The 18,038-nt window shown below is 37.8% G+C and carries 20 protein-coding genes; 18 read left to right on the top strand and 2 right to left on the bottom strand.

Annotated features, from left to right (window positions below):
• The first annotated feature begins 128 nt into the window (after window positions 1–128).
• The 3 genes from FG27_RS01020 (at window position 129) to FG27_RS01015 (ending at window position 1,935) form a co-directional block, all read left to right on the top strand.
• The gene (locus FG27_RS01020) at window positions 129–1,160 is read left to right on the top strand and encodes a c-type cytochrome (RefSeq protein WP_037314391.1); all 1,032 of its coding nucleotides are present in this window, start codon (window positions 129–131) and stop codon (window positions 1,158–1,160) included.
• 205 nt (window positions 1,161–1,365) lie between these two features.
• Window positions 1,366–1,527 carry a hypothetical protein gene (locus FG27_RS19050; RefSeq protein WP_156101174.1) on the top strand — a complete coding sequence of 54 codons (162 nt, stop codon included), beginning with the start codon at window positions 1,366–1,368 and terminating at the stop codon, window positions 1,525–1,527.
• Window positions 1,528–1,641: 114 nt separating this feature from the next.
• Window positions 1,642–1,935 (top strand): hypothetical protein, encoded by a 294-nt coding sequence (locus FG27_RS01015; protein WP_037314388.1) that lies wholly within the window; start codon window positions 1,642–1,644, stop codon window positions 1,933–1,935.
• Between the two features lie 201 nt (window positions 1,936–2,136).
• On the opposite strand, the gene FG27_RS01010 is transcribed toward FG27_RS01015, so the two are convergent.
• Window positions 2,137–2,469 carry a DUF302 domain-containing protein gene (locus FG27_RS01010; RefSeq protein WP_051935720.1) on the bottom strand — a complete coding sequence of 111 codons (333 nt, stop codon included), beginning with the start codon at window positions 2,467–2,469 and terminating at the stop codon, window positions 2,137–2,139.
• Window positions 2,470–2,487: 18 nt separating this feature from the next.
• On the bottom strand, window positions 2,488–2,874 hold the full coding sequence (locus tag FG27_RS01005; RefSeq protein WP_037314385.1) for a DUF302 domain-containing protein: 387 nt from the start codon (window positions 2,872–2,874) through the stop codon (window positions 2,488–2,490).
• A gap of 140 nt (window positions 2,875–3,014) precedes the next feature.
• Here FG27_RS01005 and FG27_RS01000 point away from each other — a divergent pair, with 140 nt between their 5' ends.
• From FG27_RS01000 to FG27_RS00925, 15 genes are all read left to right on the top strand, one after another.
• Window positions 3,015–3,377 (top strand): hypothetical protein, encoded by a 363-nt coding sequence (locus tag FG27_RS01000; protein WP_037314380.1) that lies wholly within the window; start codon window positions 3,015–3,017, stop codon window positions 3,375–3,377.
• 65 nt (window positions 3,378–3,442) lie between these two features.
• Window positions 3,443–3,844, top strand: coding sequence for a DoxX family protein (locus FG27_RS00995; RefSeq protein ID WP_037314378.1), 402 nt, complete (start codon window positions 3,443–3,445; stop codon window positions 3,842–3,844).
• Between the two features lie 2 nt (window positions 3,845–3,846).
• Entirely contained in the window at window positions 3,847–4,269 is a 423-nt protein-coding gene (locus FG27_RS00990; protein WP_037314375.1) for a DsrE family protein, read from the top strand.
• A 164-nt stretch (window positions 4,270–4,433) separates the two neighbouring features.
• Window positions 4,434–4,835, top strand: coding sequence for a hypothetical protein (locus FG27_RS00985; RefSeq protein ID WP_037314372.1), 402 nt, complete (start codon window positions 4,434–4,436; stop codon window positions 4,833–4,835).
• A 216-nt stretch (window positions 4,836–5,051) separates the two neighbouring features.
• Window positions 5,052–9,452, top strand: coding sequence for a CusA/CzcA family heavy metal efflux RND transporter (locus tag FG27_RS00980; protein ID WP_037314370.1), 4,401 nt, complete (start codon window positions 5,052–5,054; stop codon window positions 9,450–9,452).
• Window positions 9,453–9,484: 32 nt separating this feature from the next.
• Window positions 9,485–10,678, top strand: a complete 1,194-nt coding sequence (locus FG27_RS00975; protein WP_037314368.1) for an efflux RND transporter periplasmic adaptor subunit — start codon at window positions 9,485–9,487, stop codon at window positions 10,676–10,678.
• A 36-nt stretch (window positions 10,679–10,714) separates the two neighbouring features.
• The gene (locus tag FG27_RS00970; RefSeq protein WP_037314365.1) at window positions 10,715–11,983 is read left to right on the top strand and encodes an MFS transporter; all 1,269 of its coding nucleotides are present in this window, start codon (window positions 10,715–10,717) and stop codon (window positions 11,981–11,983) included.
• 15 nt (window positions 11,984–11,998) lie between these two features.
• Window positions 11,999–12,265, top strand: a complete 267-nt coding sequence (locus FG27_RS19315; protein WP_037314363.1) for a (2Fe-2S) ferredoxin domain-containing protein — start codon at window positions 11,999–12,001, stop codon at window positions 12,263–12,265.
• 72 nt (window positions 12,266–12,337) lie between these two features.
• Entirely contained in the window at window positions 12,338–12,538 is a 201-nt protein-coding gene (locus FG27_RS00960; RefSeq protein ID WP_037314360.1) for a hypothetical protein, read from the top strand.
• A 53-nt stretch (window positions 12,539–12,591) separates the two neighbouring features.
• The gene (locus FG27_RS00955) at window positions 12,592–13,281 is read left to right on the top strand and encodes a HupE/UreJ family protein (RefSeq protein ID WP_037314357.1); all 690 of its coding nucleotides are present in this window, start codon (window positions 12,592–12,594) and stop codon (window positions 13,279–13,281) included.
• Between the two features lie 11 nt (window positions 13,282–13,292).
• Window positions 13,293–13,925, top strand: a complete 633-nt coding sequence (locus tag FG27_RS00950) for a hypothetical protein (protein ID WP_011709190.1) — start codon at window positions 13,293–13,295, stop codon at window positions 13,923–13,925.
• A 600-nt stretch (window positions 13,926–14,525) separates the two neighbouring features.
• Window positions 14,526–14,957, top strand: coding sequence for a hypothetical protein (locus FG27_RS00940; RefSeq protein WP_081912569.1), 432 nt, complete (start codon window positions 14,526–14,528; stop codon window positions 14,955–14,957).
• Window positions 14,958–15,028: 71 nt separating this feature from the next.
• Window positions 15,029–16,213 carry a TolC family protein gene (locus FG27_RS00935; protein WP_037314344.1) on the top strand — a complete coding sequence of 395 codons (1,185 nt, stop codon included), beginning with the start codon at window positions 15,029–15,031 and terminating at the stop codon, window positions 16,211–16,213.
• A gap of 15 nt (window positions 16,214–16,228) precedes the next feature.
• Entirely contained in the window at window positions 16,229–16,510 is a 282-nt protein-coding gene (locus tag FG27_RS00930) for a hypothetical protein (RefSeq protein ID WP_037314340.1), read from the top strand.
• Window positions 16,511–16,525: 15 nt separating this feature from the next.
• Window positions 16,526–18,022: an efflux RND transporter periplasmic adaptor subunit gene (locus tag FG27_RS00925; RefSeq protein WP_037314337.1), complete on the top strand. Its 1,497-nt coding sequence runs from the start codon at window positions 16,526–16,528 to the stop codon at window positions 18,020–18,022.
• Window positions 18,023–18,038: the final 16 nt, after the last annotated feature.

Here is an 18,038-nt window from a genome sequence, read left to right as displayed (position 1 = left end):
CAAATATAAAACCTCTTTGACTAAACTTATGCAACATTTGTTACGTAGGTTTTTAATGGTATACTATATGTTTGAAAACCATAATATTCTCAAAAGTAATTTAAATTGAGTGATTTAAATATTTCAATATGAAGGATTTTAGATCTTTAATAAAATCCATTGCTTATTTTTTTTGTTCCTTAATTGTACTTATAGTTGTATTGTTCTCGGGCGTATTACTATTTGAATTTAATCCTTCTTTATTTGTTAAAACTGAAATTTCTGCGAAAGACTGGAAACCCAAAGATATAGAAGCAGAATTAGCCTCAGGTTTTATGCCATCGGATGTAAAATATGGCTATCAACTTATTGCAGAATCACCGAAGTACATGGGGCCTATGGCCGAAGATCCTGATATGCGTTATGCAGGAAATAACCTGGCTTGTGTAAATTGCCATTTGAAAGCAGGTACACAGGTGGGATCAGCATCATGGATAGGAGTTACGGATCGTTTTCCACAATTCCGGGGAAGATCAAATAGTGAAGGAACCATTGAAGACAGGATCAACGGCTGCATGCAACGTAGTATGGATGGGGATAAACTCCGTGTTCTATCCAGGGAAATGAAATCGATTGTAGCTTATATGGAATGGCTGGGTGAAGGTTTGCCAAAGGAAAGAGAAAAAGAATTTAAAGGTTTTCCTAAAATTTCCATTCCTGAAGTTGCGGTTGATCTGGAAAAAGGAAAAGCATTATTTTCTAAAGAATGTACCGTTTGCCATGGTGAAAATGGAAAGGGGCAACGTTTTACAGATTCTACCAAGGGGTATAAATATCCACCTCTTTGGGGGGCAGACAGTTATAATAACGGAGCAGGGATGCATCGGGTAATTACCGCCGCCCAATTTATCAAGGGGAATATGCCATTCGGACAGGCAACATGGGATAATCCAAAATTAACCGATGAAGAGGCCTACCATTTGGCTGGGTACATCAATAGTTTTGAGCGCCCTCGAAAAAGTAATCTGGAAAAGGATTATCCAGATTTAAAATTAAAACCAGTTTCAACCCCGTACGGCCCTTGGGCAGACGATTTTTTAGCAGATCAACATAAAAACGGACCCTTTCCAACTATTATTAAATATTACAAATTGGAATACGGTATAACAAAAAGCAAATGACAATAATAATTTCTTCTTCAAAACTAATAGCTTTCTTATACCACAAGTTTTAATTTTCCAGGAAGTTAAAGAAGAAAAAGCCGTAGTATACTCAGTGGTCAATTACGATCTTATCATATGAATATTTCTAATAAAGGCCATTGGTAAACTCTGAAGAAAGGAGAATGATTTCGAGTCCAAGGAATACGTTATCAATTTGAAGCTGATGATAACATCTTTTTCCGGACAGGAATATTTAATGCGGTGGCGCCTAGGTCTACGGGGAATTTTATGTATTGGAGAAAGCATAGGTACGTATGCCGTGGGCAGGGACTGGACCGGAAATCCAGCTAATTCCTCGGATATCCTTGGAGTAAAAGTAAAATGACAAAAAACTCCCCTTACTCAGTTTATTTTTCCACGAGAATGGGGTAGAGATATTTTATTCAGTTTTCAGAAGAGGGAGCGGAGTGAAGGCTCTGCAGATAATCATGCCTTAATTATGTATTCAGTAGATATTTTAAGGGATCATGGATCTACAAGTCAAACAATCCTTAGTATAGGCCATCAGTGGAAGCCATCTGTTCTGGATACTGAAGCAAACATATATGCGGTACCTGATTATACCCAGATAAATCTTGATTTATTTTTCTTAGTTAAGCAATTGAAAAACTTAAAACCGGAACTCTTGTTTGTGACCAAATTTGCAAATGGGGATTTTCCTAACAATCCTAATTTTTACCTGAATAAAACAGATTTATTTCATGTAGATTTTATATTGAACTATAACTTTTAAAATATCTACTGAATACAGAAATTAAACTTTCACAATACTTAAAATTTATTAATTCAGAGTCATAGTTCATAATTTCATTCCCGGCTGTTCAGCCTCGGATAAAATCTCCTTTAAGGTTTCAGTAGTTTTTTTTGCAATTTGGGTTAGTTCCTTAGACGGGGACCAGGTAATACCAGTATCCTCAATGGAAACTTCTATATTTCACTGTTCAACTTCTTTTACAGTTACAGAACAAGGCAGAAAAATACCGGTTTGTGGATCTTTTGAAATTGCACTGGAAGCCGTCTCCGAATTACAAACCGATAGTATAACCTGTGAGGGCATATCTTTTAAGTGGTCTTTTAAATAATCTTTTAGGTTTAATTCAAAAAGAATATCAAATCCCCTTCTTTTTAATGCTCCCTTTACGTTATCTAAAATTTCAGCAAATGGCTGGGAACCATACCGCTGACTTATACAATAAGCGGTATGCTGGCTTTCAGTATAATTCTGGTTTTCAATCCCTTTCTTTTTGGCTGGATTTTTTCTATCCATCTTTGTATAATTGAAAAATTATAGCCTGGCTATTACTTGCTTTAACTTATCTCCAATTTCTGTGGCGACCTGTTCCAAGTTTTTGTTTTTTACCGCCTGCATAGATGCCATTGGATTTACCGCAGCGACTTCAATTTTTCCGTTTTCCATTTCCTGGACAATTACATTACAAGGTAACATGGTGCCAATCTTATCTTCTGCTTTCAATGCTTGGTGGGCATAAGGGGCATTGCAGGCTCCCAGAATACGATACTTTTTAAAATCGATATCCAGTTTTTTCTTAAGGGTTTCGGTGACATTTATTTCTGTTAATACCCCAAAACCTTCTTTTTCCAGTTCATCAGTAACTTTTTTGATTACTTCTTCAAATTCTCCCGTAATTTTCTTGTTAAAATAATACTCCATAGCTCATATTTTTTAATTCATTGTAAAAATAAGAAGATAAAAAACCCTTAACGTAACGATTGTTACATAAATATGTTAAATTTTCAGTGTAACAAAGGTTACATGGAGTGGTATTTAATTCTCATACATTTGAATAATCTATGATAATAAAACAATCTATAGCGATATTACTGATGATAATTTTTTCAGGAAAACTTATCACGGTAGATTCTGATATTTTCAGTTTTATACTGGATACTAATCAGGTAATCCTGCTAAATCCTTTCTGTGAAAGAAAAAATAATAATCTTCAGGAAAACGGTGACCATTTTGGAACCTCTTCTCCAATACAATTATTGAAACTAGCCAGGATCTGTTCAAATAATTATCAGTCTACAGATGAAATTGAAATTCCTGAAATTCAAGATCAGAATCTTAGGGAATTTGTTTATGTTAGGCCATTAGTTATAAGCGTTCATCCCAGAAAATTATATCCGCCTCCCAAAAATTCATTAATCTCATAGGATTTAAAATGGTTTGGAAAAATATATTTTTCAGCCTTAATTATTCCTAAATTTTATTGAATTATATGAAAGCAACTATTTCTGTATCCTACAGATCGGTACAGCTATTTCGCATTTTACTTAGCGGAATATTTTTAGTAGCGAGTTTTAATCATATTTTGAATCTGGAAAAAACGCTAAATCGGATTGATCAGGCGAGGTTTAAAGGCATTGCCTACTTCTTTGGTAATCCTGAATATTTGGTGGTCATATCGGGAATTGTAATGATGATCGCTGGATTTTGCTTGCTTATCGGCTATAAAACCCGATGGGCAGCAGTAGCCCTGGCGGCAGTGATAATTCCAATTACTTTAACCGTCCAGGTAGGACAGATTCACACTTTAGGTCCTCTTTTTAAAAATATAGCCATATTAGGAGGGCTTCTATTTTTTATATTAAACGATATTCAAACATTTAAAAAACAATAATTATGAAAAAGCTAATTTTAGGAGTGTTTCTTTTAACACTCGCATTTTCGAATGCTCTAATTGCACAAACATCCACACAGGACCATCACTCACATAATTATGTGGTGCTTACGAAAAAAATCCCCCAACTTCAGCCAATTATTTTAACTGCTGAGGCGCTGGCGGAAGAAGATGGGGAGAGTTTCGGGGATTTCCAGGCGATTATCTGTGGAAAAACCGTAGAGGAACTTACAGATAAAGAAATGATGAAAAGCTTTATTGAAAAAGCTGAAAAAGCCCACGTAAAAATTGTGGTATGTGGGTTCTCCTTAAAAAAGTTCAAAGTGAATAAAGAAGATATCCCAGAGGTACTTGAAGTGGTGGACAATGGTATTCTGCATGATTTTCAACTACAAAAGAAAGGTTATTTGAGTATAGAACTCTAAATATTCAGTAAGTTAATTAGTTGAAGTATAAACCATAGGAGCTAAGGTTCTTATGGTTTATTTTTCTATCTGAATAGAATTTCAGGAAAATATAGTGTAAACTAAAAAAAGAATAAAAATAATTATTACTTTCGCATTGTCAATAAAATTTCGACTCTATATATTTGAAACTAATTAGAAATATATTGTTCTTTACTGCTGCCATCATCATGGTAGGTCACGATATTGTGCCCCATAATGATCTTGCAGAAAATAAAGAAAATGCTATTTCGCAGGAATCAATAATAGCTTCTCAACATATAGATCAAAAACATTCAGAATTAGGTCACATTTTTGAGCATTTTCAGCATTCTTCAAATGAAAGAGCTTTTGAATATGTAAAAGGGATCGAAAAAAACCTGAATGTCAAAATTCAACTACTTCAAAATTCTGCTGCAATAATTGATATAGATGATCAATTCATTTGGTATAGCAATTTTGAAAAGCAACGTTTTAGGGATTATCCTTTAATTCCATATTTTTCTACATTATCATCTCATACCCTTCGGGGCCCTCCTATCTCGTAGTTAACACCTTTCACTTTAATAAAACTTTTATATCAAATGGATCAAACCCATTGAATAAAGTTTTGTTACCAGGATTTTCCGTCTAATCCCGGAATAAGCCTCCATTTGAATACCCTTCAATAAATTAATTTTTAACCTCATGTTCTTTTTCTGAGCAGCGGAGGGGCGTATTCATGTTTTCAATTTTAACTCGAGCTTTTAAAATAGTAGTATATAATGTTAGATAAAATTATTCAGTTTTCGATAAATAACAAGCTGGTTATCGGAATACTAACCCTGTTCCTTATAGGCTGGGGAACATATTCGCTTACAAAGTTGCCTATAGATGCCGTACCGGATATTACAGATAACCAGGTAATGGTCATTACTGTTTCTCCTACCCTTGCAGCCCAGGAGGTAGAGCAACTGGTAACTTTTCCTGTTGAACAAACTATGGTAAGTATACCTGAAATAAAAGAAATGCGATCTTTCTCGCGATTTGGTCTTTCAATAGTAACTATAGTATTTGAGGAAGATACTGACCTCTATTGGGCAAGACAGCAGGTTCAGGAAAGATTATCTGCTGCGGCAGACGAGATACCCCAGGGTGTTGGAAAACCTGAGATGGCACCCGTAACCACTGGGTTAGGGGAAATCTATCAATATGTGGTGCATCCAGACGAAGGTTATGAAGACGAATATGATGCAACTGAATTGAGAACAATTCAAGATTGGATTATCAAGCGTCAACTTTTAGGAACCCCTGGTGTAGCAGAGGTTAGTGGTTTTGGGGGGTTCGTTAAACAATATGAAATAGCTATTGATCCCGATAAACTTCAAAGTATGGATATTACTATTGAAGAAATTTTTACCGCTCTTGAAAAAAACAACCAGAATACCGGTGGGGCTTATATCGATAAAGGACCAAATGCATTCTTTATCAGAAGTGAAGGTCTGGTTAATAACCTACAAGAACTTGAGAAAATAGTAATTAAAGAAAGTAGTGGAACCCCAATACTGGTTAGGGATGTGGCCAAAGTACAATTTGGGCACGGGGTGCGATATGGGGCTGCAACACGAAATGGCGAAGGTGAAGTAGTAACCGGTATTGTAATGATGCTTAAAGGGGCAAATTCTTCTGCGGTAATCAATAATGTAAAAGATAAAATTGAACAAATTAAAGAAACCCTGCCCGAAGGAGTCACTATTGAACCCTACCTGGATAGAAAGAAATTAGTAGACCGTGCTATTAGTACGGTAACAACGAACCTTACCGAAGGGGCACTTATAGTAATTTTTGTATTAGTTCTTTTTCTTGGGAATTTAAGGGGAGGATTGGTAGTTGCGTCTGTTATCCCTCTAGCCATGCTGTTCGCTATATCAATGATGAACATTTTTGGGGTATCGGGTAATTTAATGAGTCTTGGAGCAATAGATTTTGGAATTATTGTGGATGGTGCCGTGATCATTGTTGAAGCGGTAATGCATGGTATCAATAAAGCTAAACGCAAATATCCGGGAGTACTAAAACTTTCTCAAGCTCAAATGGATGCAGAAGTATTTGATTCTGCCAGTAAAATTAGAACATCAGCTGCATTTGGAGAAATAATAATATTAATTGTCTATCTGCCAATACTGGCATTAACAGGTGTTGCAGGTAAAATGTTCCATCCTATGGCCCAAACCGTTTCTTTTGCCATCTTAGGAGCTTTTATCCTTTCACTTACTTATGTTCCTATGATGTCTGCCTTGGTTTTAAGTAAAAAAACAGAACATAAAAGAAACTTTTCCGATAAAATGATGGATTTTTTCCAACGAGGATATCAACCAATTATTGAAAAAGCCATCCATACAAAATTATTGGTTGTTGGAATTGCGGTGGGACTATTTGCCCTGGCTTTAATTGCTTTTTTCCGAATGGGAGGGGAGTTTATCCCACAGTTGGATGAAGGGGATTTTGCCGTTGAAACACGGGTTCCTGTGGGGAGTTCTATAGATCAAATGATAGATGTATCTCAAAAAGCACAAACCATATTATTGAGTCAGTATCCAGATGAGGTTACCCAGGTGGTCAATAAAATAGGTTCCGGGGAAATCCCTACAGATCCTATGCCCATTGAGGCTGGTGATATGATGGTGATTTTGAGTCCTAAGGACGAATGGACCAGTGCCGAAGATCGAGAAGGCTTAATAGAAGAAATGCAGGCATCATTATCGGTGATCCCCAATGCTACATTTAGTTTTCAACAGCCTATTCAAATGCGTTTTAATGAATTATTAACTGGTGCAAAGCAGGATGTGGTTATTAAAATATATGGGGAAGATCTTAATACTCTTTCTGATTTAGCAGGAAATGTCGGGAGAAAAATTCAATCTGTAGAAGGTGTTGAAGATCTATACGTGGAGGAAATTACGGGACTTCCTCAAATTCAAATACAGTTGAACAGGGATAAAATAGCACAATATGGACTTAATGTAGAAACGATAAATAATGCCATAGAAACCGGTTTTGCAGGTAAAGCTGCCGGAATGGTATTCGAGGGGGAAAGACGTTTCGATTTGGTGGTACGATTGGAAGAGGCAAGTCGTGGTGATATCAGGGATGTGGAAAATTTATTTATAGGCACTCCCGCAGGACAACAGATCCCTCTCAGCGAATTAGCTAATATTTCGTTTCAACCGGGCCCGGTGCAAATCCAAAGGGACAATGCAAAAAGGAGGGTAACTATTGGATTTAATGTAAGGAATAGGGATGTTCAAAGTATTGTTGACGATATAAAATCTATCATTGGCGATAATATTGATCTTCCTGCTGGTTATTATGTAACCTACGGGGGGCAATTCCAAAATTTAAAAGAAGCCAATCAACGCCTATTAATAGCATTACCAATAGCCCTGCTGCTTATTTTGATTTTATTATATTTTACATTTGGCTCTATAAAGCAAAGTCTGCTGATTTTTACAGCTATACCTTTATCTGCCATCGGTGGTGTTTTTGCCTTACTACTTAGGGGAATGCCTTTTAGCATATCGGCGGGAGTTGGTTTTATCGCTCTGTTTGGTGTAGCCGTACTGAATGGTATTGTACTCATTGCAGAATTTAACAGGCTCGACAAAGAAGGCGTTAGTGATATATATGAGCGGGTCCTTCAGGGTACCAGGGTACGTTTAAGGCCGGTATTAATGACGGCTACAGTTGCTTCTCTTGGTTTCCTTCCTATGGCGCTTTCTAATACATCAGGTGCCGAAGTACAACGGCCATTGGCCACTGTGGTAATAGGTGGGTTAATTACGGCTACGGCCTTAACCCTAATCGTGCTTCCGGTCCTGTATATATATTTTACTGAAGGGAAAGTCAAATTCAATTTCAGAAAAAGAAAAATAGCCACCACTTTACTCGTGATTGGGGGAATATTCTTTCCGGCCATGCAATTGCAAGCACAGGAAATAAACCCGGTTCAGGAACGTGAAATTTCCTTAGAACAAGCTATTGAAATGGCAATTGAAAATAATAACCGCATTAAGATTGCCCAATATGAAATAGATGTTGAAAAAACAGGAAAATATGGAGCGATTACCATCCCTAAAACAGAGTTCTCCTATTCTAACGGCGAATTCAATACCCCGACAATAAAGGATAATTTGTACGGAGTTACACAGCGGATCAATTTCCCCACGGTTTATACCAGTCAGTTCAAGCTGGCTAAAGCCAGAGTCAAAAACAGTAAACAACTCAAGGTTATAGAGGAAAACGAACTGGTTGCAGATGTTAAATCTGCCTATTTGAGATACCTGTATTTAAAAGAAAATGAACGTTTGTTGCAGCGCCAGGATAGTCTGTACAGCAATCTTGACAGATCAAGCTCGATGCGCTACAAAACAGGTGAATCCACAAAACTGGAAAGTGTGACCTCGGCAACGCAATCGATGCAAATAAGGAACAGGCTTCAGCAAAATGAAGCCGATTTAAGGATCGCTAAAAAACAACTACAGGTGGTGCTAAACACCAATGATAATATAAGTGTTACGAATACAGAACTTACTCCTATGGAGTTAGATTTTACTATTGAAAGCCAATCGGTGAAACAAAGCCCTTTATACCTCTATTTTCAACAACAATTGGAGTTAAGGAAACGGGAGACCAACGTGGAAAGAAATAAAGTTTTACCTGACCTAATGTTCGGGTATAACAGCCAAACTTTTATTGGGGATCAATTTATAGATGGCCAGGATATTCAATATGATAGCGGTGATCGATTTTCCTTTTTTCAGGTTGGTGTGGCTATCCCCATATTCCCGGGGGGGCATCGTTCCAGGATAAAGGCGGCTAAAATTGAAGAGAATATTGCACAATCTCAAATAGAACTGAACCAAACCCAGTTAGAGGGAGAACTTCAGAATTTACTACAGGAATATTACAAGTTACAAGGAACTCTCAATTACTATCAAAATGAGGCCCTGCCACAAGCAGAACTGATTATTGATAACTCCGAAAAAAGTTTTCGAAGCGGAAATGTTTCTTATGCCCAATACCTGCAGAACCTCACTTTAGCGAATAGTATTCAGACAGAGTACTTAAACACCCTTTATCAATACAATCAATCCATTATAGTTATTGAAGCCCTGTTGGGACTGTAAAACCTAATGATATCACATTAAAAATATAAAAGATGAAAATTAAATTCAATACAAAAATTTCTCTACTCATTTTATCCATCCTTTTGGTAGTGGCGTGTGGCAATAATGATTCTGAAAAGACCGAAACTTCCGCAGAATCTTCTACGCAAAAAGAAACGCCTGTTGCTAACGGGGCCAAACAGGTCACTTTTACAAAGGATCAATATAACCTCGCCGGAATAGAAACCGGGGAAGTTGTAATGAGAAATCTTAGCAACATCATTAAATTAAATGGGGTTATTGATGTGGAACCTGAAAGCATGGCTTCTGTATCTGCGCCATTAGGGGGGTATATAAAAACTGCCGGGAGATTACCTGGGGAAGAGGTCAAAAAAGGGCAAGTCCTGGCTACGATCGAAAATCCCGAATTTATCCAGATACAACAGGACTATTTGGAAAGTTTGAGCAGGCTACAATTTCTTGAAGAAGAATATAACCGGCAAAAACAGCTAAGGGAAGAGGATATCAATTCGGCAAAAACCTTTCAACAGGTTTCTTCCGACTATAAAATTACACAAGGACGGGTTAAGGCATACGAACAGCAACTTGCCCTTGCGGGTATTAGTAGAAGTAATGTTCAAAATGGTAATATAGCTCGAACTGCAAATTTATACGCCCCTATAACAGGTTTTATAAAAGAGAGCAACGTTAACATAGGTGATTTCGTTTCCCCTGAAGAAGTGTTATTTGAAATTGTAAATACTGATGATGTTCATATTGCACTCAATGCATTTGAAAAAGATCTGGAAAAAATAGAGATTGGCCAAACCGTGAAATTTTCCCTTTCTAATGACAATACTTATGACCGTACTGCAGAGGTGTTCCTGATAGGAAAAGCTACAGGAGAGAATAGGATAACCCCCGTTCATTCCCACATTTCAGAGGACGAAAAAGGTCTTTTACCTGGCATGTATGTAAAAGCCTGGGTAGAAACTGGTACGGAGCAACAAAATGCGGTACCCTCTGAAGCAATTGTCCAATATCAGGGGAAGGACTTTGTTGTTCTACAAACCCGGGAGACGGCGAATGCTTATACTTTTAGGTTAGAGCAGGTTAAAAAAGGCCTTGAGCAGGAAGGATATACGGCCATAAGCTTTGCTGAAAATACTGATATTAACAATCTAAAGCCCGTGGTAAAGAATGCTTATTCCATTTTATCTGCATTAAGAAATTCTGAAGAAGAATAATAAAGGGTGTTTGGAAACTAATTTCAAAATATTAGGATGAAAATAGGCAAGGTGATATTCAAATTAACAGAACCTTTTCAGGCGCTGCAAAATAGGCTGTTCGCGAAAGTATATCTGGCACAGACTATTAGCCTGCTAGGGGATGCTTTTACCTGGGTTGGCCTTGCCTTGCTTGCCTATCAATTTGGAGAAGAAAGGGCTGCTATAATATTGGCTACCGCTCTTACATTGAGGGTCACTGCTTTTATTATCTTTTCGCCATTTGCCGGTGTACTTGCAGATCGTATGGATCGAAAAAAGATTTTGTATACGACGCATTTTATTAGGATGGGTCTGGTTGCCCTACTGCCGTTCATTACGGCCGAATGGCAAATTTATGCAATCGTATTTCTTATGAATGTTTTCAATGCTTTCTTTAGCCCTACTTATAGATCTGTTATCCCTCAGATTGTGGATAAAAGATTATATCGGCAAGCTATTGGATTATCGGCTGCTACGTATCAGTTATTAGGGGTTTTAGGTCCGGGTTTAGCGGGAATACTTGCAGTCTGGATGGGAGCCAGGGAGATATTCCTGGTTGATGCGGGAACATTTATTATCGCAGGGATTTTACTTTTAACACTCCCTAAAACCTTTTTAAATGCACCTAAGGAAGAAGTTCCCAGTAAACACCTAACCACCTGGCAGGATGTTACTAAAGGAGCCAGGCTCTTGTTTCAAAATAAGTATATCCGTTTTGCACTTTTCATAGAACTGGTATCGGCGATGGCAGGAGCATTTATCCTGGTTAATACTATAATACTGGTTAAAGGTGGTTTAGAGTTAACTGATAAGGATTATGGTTTGATTATGGCGGCCTTTGGTATTGGTGCAACAGTGGCTGCTTTTGTTTCAGGAGCTATTGATAAATCTAAATCGAGACAAGTTTCCTTATTATTGGGAGCATTAGTATTGGGACTGTCAATTAGTGCCGCAAACTATCTTAATTTTTCTTTGCTTTTTGTGTTCTGGATCTTTGCAGGGTTGGGACAAAGTCTTGCAGAAATTCCTTCAGAAACCCTTATTGGGGAAAATATATCAGATAGTGAACAGGGAAAAGTATATGGTTCCCATTTCGCTTTTTCCCATCTATGGTGGGCGATTTCTTATCCAATAGCAGGATACCTTGGGACTAATTTCCCAGATAGGGAATTTCTCTATGGTGGAATTATCACTTTGACATTGTTGACGATTGTTTTTCTGTTTCTCAGGCCAAAGGATAGTGTTGGAAAATCAGAACATTTAAAATCGCGGAAAGTAGGTTAGGCATTAACTAAGAGTATGAATATTATGGTAGATCATAAAAACAATAAAACCGTTATTTATCAGTGTAATGGAGTAAACTGCCGAAAGAAAAAAGGCAAGCTTTTACATTATTATATGAAGAAATATAAACTGAAAAACAAAATTGAAGTTGATATAATAGATTGTAACAATAGATGTCAACAAGCCCCTGTTCTCCATCTTCATCCAGACGATATTTGGTTTTCGGAGAAAGATTTAGGAACAGTTACTAAAAGATATATTTTGAATAAAAAATCCAACTAGGCTGTATCTAAGTCAATTATGGGAAGAGTATCTCAAAAATTAAAAAGCAATAAATCTCAAAATAAATAAATTATGAAAAAAGTATTTTTTATCACAACAGTTGTTTTGGCCCTGTTAGTATCGTGTAAAGAAACTAAGAAGGAAGAAACTGGTCCCAATGCGAAAAAGGATAATAATGCAGAAATGGTTAGGATCCAAGATAGTATCCAAATGGCCCGCGAAAAAACAATGGATAGTTTAGAGCAGGTTAAATCACATGGGCATGCCCATTAATAATCGAAGTGCCAATGTACTGCGATGTGCAATGGGACTTAAACAATTTTATTATGAAAATTAAAAAAATATATGCCTTTCTCTTTCTTTTTCTATGCGGAGCATTCGGCTCTCTGGCATATGCTCACGGAGTAGATGAAAACACACAAACGTTTCTATTGGGAAATAGTGGCGTGGCATTTGGCCCATTTTTATACATAGGAGCTAAACATATGATTACCGGCTATGATCACTTACTATTTTTGGTCGGTGTTATTTTCTTTCTGTATAAACCGAAACAAGTACTCTTATATGTTAGTTTCTTTACCATTGGGCATAGCACCACTTTGTTATTAGGTGTTTTAGCCGATATCAATATTAATGCGTACCTAATTGATGCTATTATCGCCTTATCTATCGTCTATAAAGGCTTTGATAATTTAGGCGGCTTTAAGCGCTTCTTTGGTAAACAGCCGAATACCCAGGCGGCGGTTTTGATATTCGGGTTGTTTCACGGTTTTGGTCTTGCAAGTAAGTTACAAGAATTTAAATTCGACCGTGAGGGTCTCTTGACTAATCTAATTGGTTTCAATATTGGAGTAGAAATAGGGCAATTTATTGCTTTAGCAGTAGTATTGATTCTTATCACGGTTTGGAGAAGACATCGCAGCTTTATGAAATTTTCAACAATTACAAATACAGCTTTAATGGCCGCAGGTTTTTTATTGCTCGGCTTTCAATTAACAGGCTACTTTACATCTTAAAAAATATAACTATGTCAGAAATGAAACCTCCATTATTGGAAAAAAATAAAATTATAAAAGCAACTCTTATTTCACTTATCGTAGGAGCATTATTACTAGTGATAGCTGTTTTGCCAGCCGAATATGGAATGGATCCTACAGGTGTGGGGAAACTGATAGGATTTAGCAAACTATACGTTCCAGAAGAATCCGGAACAAATAGTTTGGGAGTAATGGCAACAAACTCAACCACTCCTCTCATTAAATTAGAAAAGGCAGGTTCAGGGCCAAATGTGGAAAGACCTGCTGAGGCCGATAACCCACCTCCAACTACGCAATTAAAATCACGTGAGGATGAAACTAAAGTGGTGGTTCCGGCAGGAAAAGGAATTGAGTTCAAAATAGATATGCTCAAATATGGAAAAATGAAATATGAATGGACTACCGCTAACGGTGAGGTTCTTTATTTTGATTTTCACGGAGAAGTAAAACAGGAAAAAAAAGTTAAAGAGGTTTACTTCGAGAGTTATACTATTTCCAGCTCCAATAATATGGTGGGAACCTTATTGGCCCCATATGACGGAAAACATGGTTGGTTTTTCAGAAACACCGGTAATGAGGATGTCACGGTAACTTTGAGACTTAAAGGTCAGTATTCATTATAATTTTAAGTCCTGCAATGGAAGGTGAATTTCTGCCCTCAACTGAAATAGCCTTCCATTCAGCAGGCACAAATACTTTGTGGCCATTTTAAAAGAAATTGATTTCTGCCTATTTAGAATTTCCTAAAATACTATTGAACCAAAGAAAAACAAGAAGCCATAATAGGAGAAGCCTCTAAAACTACTTTGAATTTTAAAATTACATATTTCGAACATAGTTCAGTTAACATCCATGAAAAGCAGGAACAAAAGAAAAAAAAGTGCTAATTCCGGAACCTCCAAAAGAGCAGGTTTTAGAGCAGGATCTAAGGAGAAAGGGGGCAAATGGAGTATTTCGGATCTTCTTTCGCTAATTTTTATTTTTATAGTCGTTTTAGGGATAATTTTATATATCTACCAGCATTTAACACTGTTGTTTTAAAAGTTTATCGGTTTGATTTAAAGTGTTTTACGATATTTAGGTGTACATAGTTCAACATTTAAGACAGGTCTTTACAGCATAGAGATTTTATTAGTTGAAGTATAAACCATAGGAGCTAAGGTTCTTATGGTTTATTCTATTTTACCTCGAATCTCTGTAATAATTTTCTATTTTTGTAACCTGTGCAAATAAAAAATCATATAAAAGCCTTATTCCTTTTAGGTGTATTTATGCTGATGTCTTTTCATCAGGTCATACCTCATGCACATCATGCACATGATGAGGAGAACGAGGTAGCACATCATCATTCCGGGGAAGATCATCACCACGAAAAGAAACAGAAAGATGAGCAGGGCGGATTCTTGTCTTATTTGCTGGCTATTCATTCCCACACGAGTACTTCTAATGAAATTCCGGTTTTAAAGGAATATTCTGAAAACTTTAGGTTTAAAAAGGCGGAAAGCAAAAAGAATATACTTCAAGTATATTTGGTTACTAATTGGGTTTTAACTGATCAGGATTCAGAAAATTTTATAATTTATCAGCCTCCCAACGAATATTTTAATCCCTATTTATCTTTACTCTCACTTCGGGGACCTCCCGACTTAGTTTGATCAGCTAGTCAGGCCACTACTTAAAATAGCTGGCCGACCTTTTCATATAGATTAAACTAAAATCAAAATTTATGTACAGAAATATAGTTTCCGCTGTATGCGGAATACTAATCTCTATAGCCTCATTTGCCCAGGATACCGGTATGAACGGTATTTTGCAGCAGATAAGCCAGAATAACAGGCAACTTAAGGCATACCAGTCGTATATGGCAAGTCAGAATCTTGGTAATAAAACTGAGAACAACCTACAGGATCCTGAGGTTTCAGCCTTTTATCTTCCATTCGGCGAACATCAAACCGGTGATTATACTGAATATCAGGTTTCTCAGCAATTTGAGTTTCCTACCGTTTATGGTGCCCGAAGCAAGCGAATTGAAAAGCAAAAGGAATTATTGGAATTGGAATATGAAACGCTGCGTCAGGAAATATTACTGAATGCCAAAAAACAGCTTTTGGAATTGCAGACTCTGCAGAAACGAAAAGAGCTGGAGGAAAAAAGAGTAGAGCAGGCCAAACAGGTGTATGATCAAATTCAGCGTTTATTCGATGCAGAACAAATCGGTATCCTGGAATTGAATAAAGCCAAAGTAGCCTGGTTACAGGAGCAGTTTGAACTGGATCAGGTCAACATCATGATCAGGAACACATTGCTAGAACTTCAGAAATTGAATGGGGGAAACACGGTTCAAGTAGATGAAATCTTGTTCATGGAAGATGCTGAGGTTGCCGAAATGGAGGTGCTTTGGAACGAAAAACTTTCCGCAGATGCCGAAATTCAGCAGTTAAAAGCTCGTGAGAACCTTGCCCAGCAGCAGGTAAAACTGGAAAAGAATAAGATTCTTCCAGATCTAAGCATTGGGTATAATCACCAGGGAGTGAATTCCAGCAATTATTCAGGATTCCTGGGCGGACTATCCATCCCGCTCTGGAACAGCAAGAATAAGGTAAAAGCTGCTGAAGCCAATCTGGAATATACCCAGGCCAATACCGGTGCTGAAACTGCTGAACTATATACCAGATTTCAGGAGAATTATCAGCAATATCAATTATTAAAGAGAAAATACCAGGAATACCAGGAGACTTTTCAGGACCTGAATTCCGAAGAACTTTTATTTAAAGCCTACGAACTTGGGGAATTCTCATTTCTGGATTATTACCGGGAAGTGGAGTTCTACCGGCAGGCTTATAATAATATGCTGGAGATGGAAAAAGAACTCCTTCAGCTTAGAGCAACACTTTTAAAACACCAATTATAATTTAAAAGAAATAATATGAATTTCAAGAATTTATTTTTCGCAGCAATACTAGTATTTGGTTTTTCAGCTTGTAGAGATACAGCAAAAGAAGACCACGGCCATGAACATGAAGAAGGAGCTGAGGCCCATGCAAAGGAGGAAGAGGAGCATGGCCATCCCCACAATGAAGATGGCAGTCATATGGAGGAAGACCATATGGAACAGGAAGAATTCAGGGTAGGGGGGGATTCTTTGGAAATAGATGAAGGGTCTGATCATCATAGGCATGACGACGGAACGGAACATGAGGAACATTAAAAATCAATACTAGACATGAAATATATTTATATAGTATGCATCTCGTTTTTGCTTTTTTCCTGCGGAAATAACCCGGAAGAAGACCATGCGCACGATGCTGAAGGGAACCACGTAGGTTCAGAAGTACCTGCGATCAGCAAAACCATCTGGACAGACCAGACGGAGCTTTTCGTTGAATTTCCAGCTTTAGTGACAGGGAAAACCAGCAAATTTGCAGCTCACTTTACTGTTCTAGATAAACACCAGCCGGTTCGAAATGGCTCGGTTACAGTGAGCCTTATTCAGGGAGATAGTGGAATTCGGCATAAGGTGGAATCACCTTCTTCACCTGGAATTTTTTCTCCAGCCTTGCAACCAAAAGATCCGGGAACCTATGACCTCATTTTTGATCTGAAAACTCCTGAATATTCAGACAGGATCGTCATAGAAGACGTTCAGGTGTATGCCTCGACTGAAGAAGCATCAGAAAATGTAACGGAAGCAGAAGATGCTGGCATTAGCTTTTTAAAGGAGCAGGCCTGGAAGATCGATTTTCAAACCGAGCCTGTTACAGATAGTGAAGTTTATGACATTGTTCATACATCCGGAGTCTGGCAAGCCGCGCCGGGAACTTACAAAACCCTTGCGGCAGGAGCCAATGGAATGGTGAATTTTGCTTTAGATAACTTAACAGAAGGTAGCGAAGTTAAAAAAGGCCAGCTTTTGATGACCTTGAGCAGTGAAGGCCTTTCTTCCAATAATATTCAGGCGGAGATAGCCCAGGCCAAAGCCAGATATGATCAGGCGAAAGCTGAATATGAGCGGAAAAAGGAACTTTATGAGGATAAGATCGTTCCCAAGGCGGAATTTGAAAGGGTGGAAAGCGACTTTCGTGTAGCCGAATCAAATTATCGTGCACTGGCCTCCAATTACGGAGCAGGCGGGAAGCAAATCAGGGCTCCATTTGACGGATTTATAAAATCCATCAGCACCTCAAACGGGGATTATGTAGACCAGGGTGCTAACCTTGTTAGCATTGGAACCGACAAGTCACGTTTGCTTAAAACGCAATTAAGTGCTTCTTATAATCCGAGTAAAGAAGCTATCGCGAGTGTTTGGTTCAGAAATGATAAAGGAACCTGGAGTGAAGTGGAAGAAGGATCTATTGTTTCCGTAGGCAAGGAAGTAGAGGATCGTAAGCCTATGATCCCTGTTTATATCCAAGTGAACGATGTAGTTGAAATGCCTGAAGGCAGTTTTACTGAAGTACAGATCGCTCTTGGAGAGGCTGAAACCGGAATTGTGGTGCCTGAAGATGCACTGCTGGAAGATTATGGTAATTTTTCTGTGATTGTACAAACCGGGGGTGAAAGTTTCGAGAGAAGACCTGTGAAGATAGGCAAACGTAACGGAAAGAAAGCACAGGTACTTAGCGGACTTGATGTCGGAGAGGTTGTCGTAACAACAGGAAATTACCAGGTTAAGATGGCTTCAATGTCCGGACAAACACCCGCACACGGTCATGATCATTAATAAAGAAATAGAAATT

It is taken from the genome of Salegentibacter sp. Hel_I_6 (assembly GCF_000745315.1).
Lineage (GTDB): Bacteria > Bacteroidota > Bacteroidia > Flavobacteriales > Flavobacteriaceae > Salegentibacter.
This window is presented reverse-complemented; position numbering and strand designations above follow the sequence as displayed.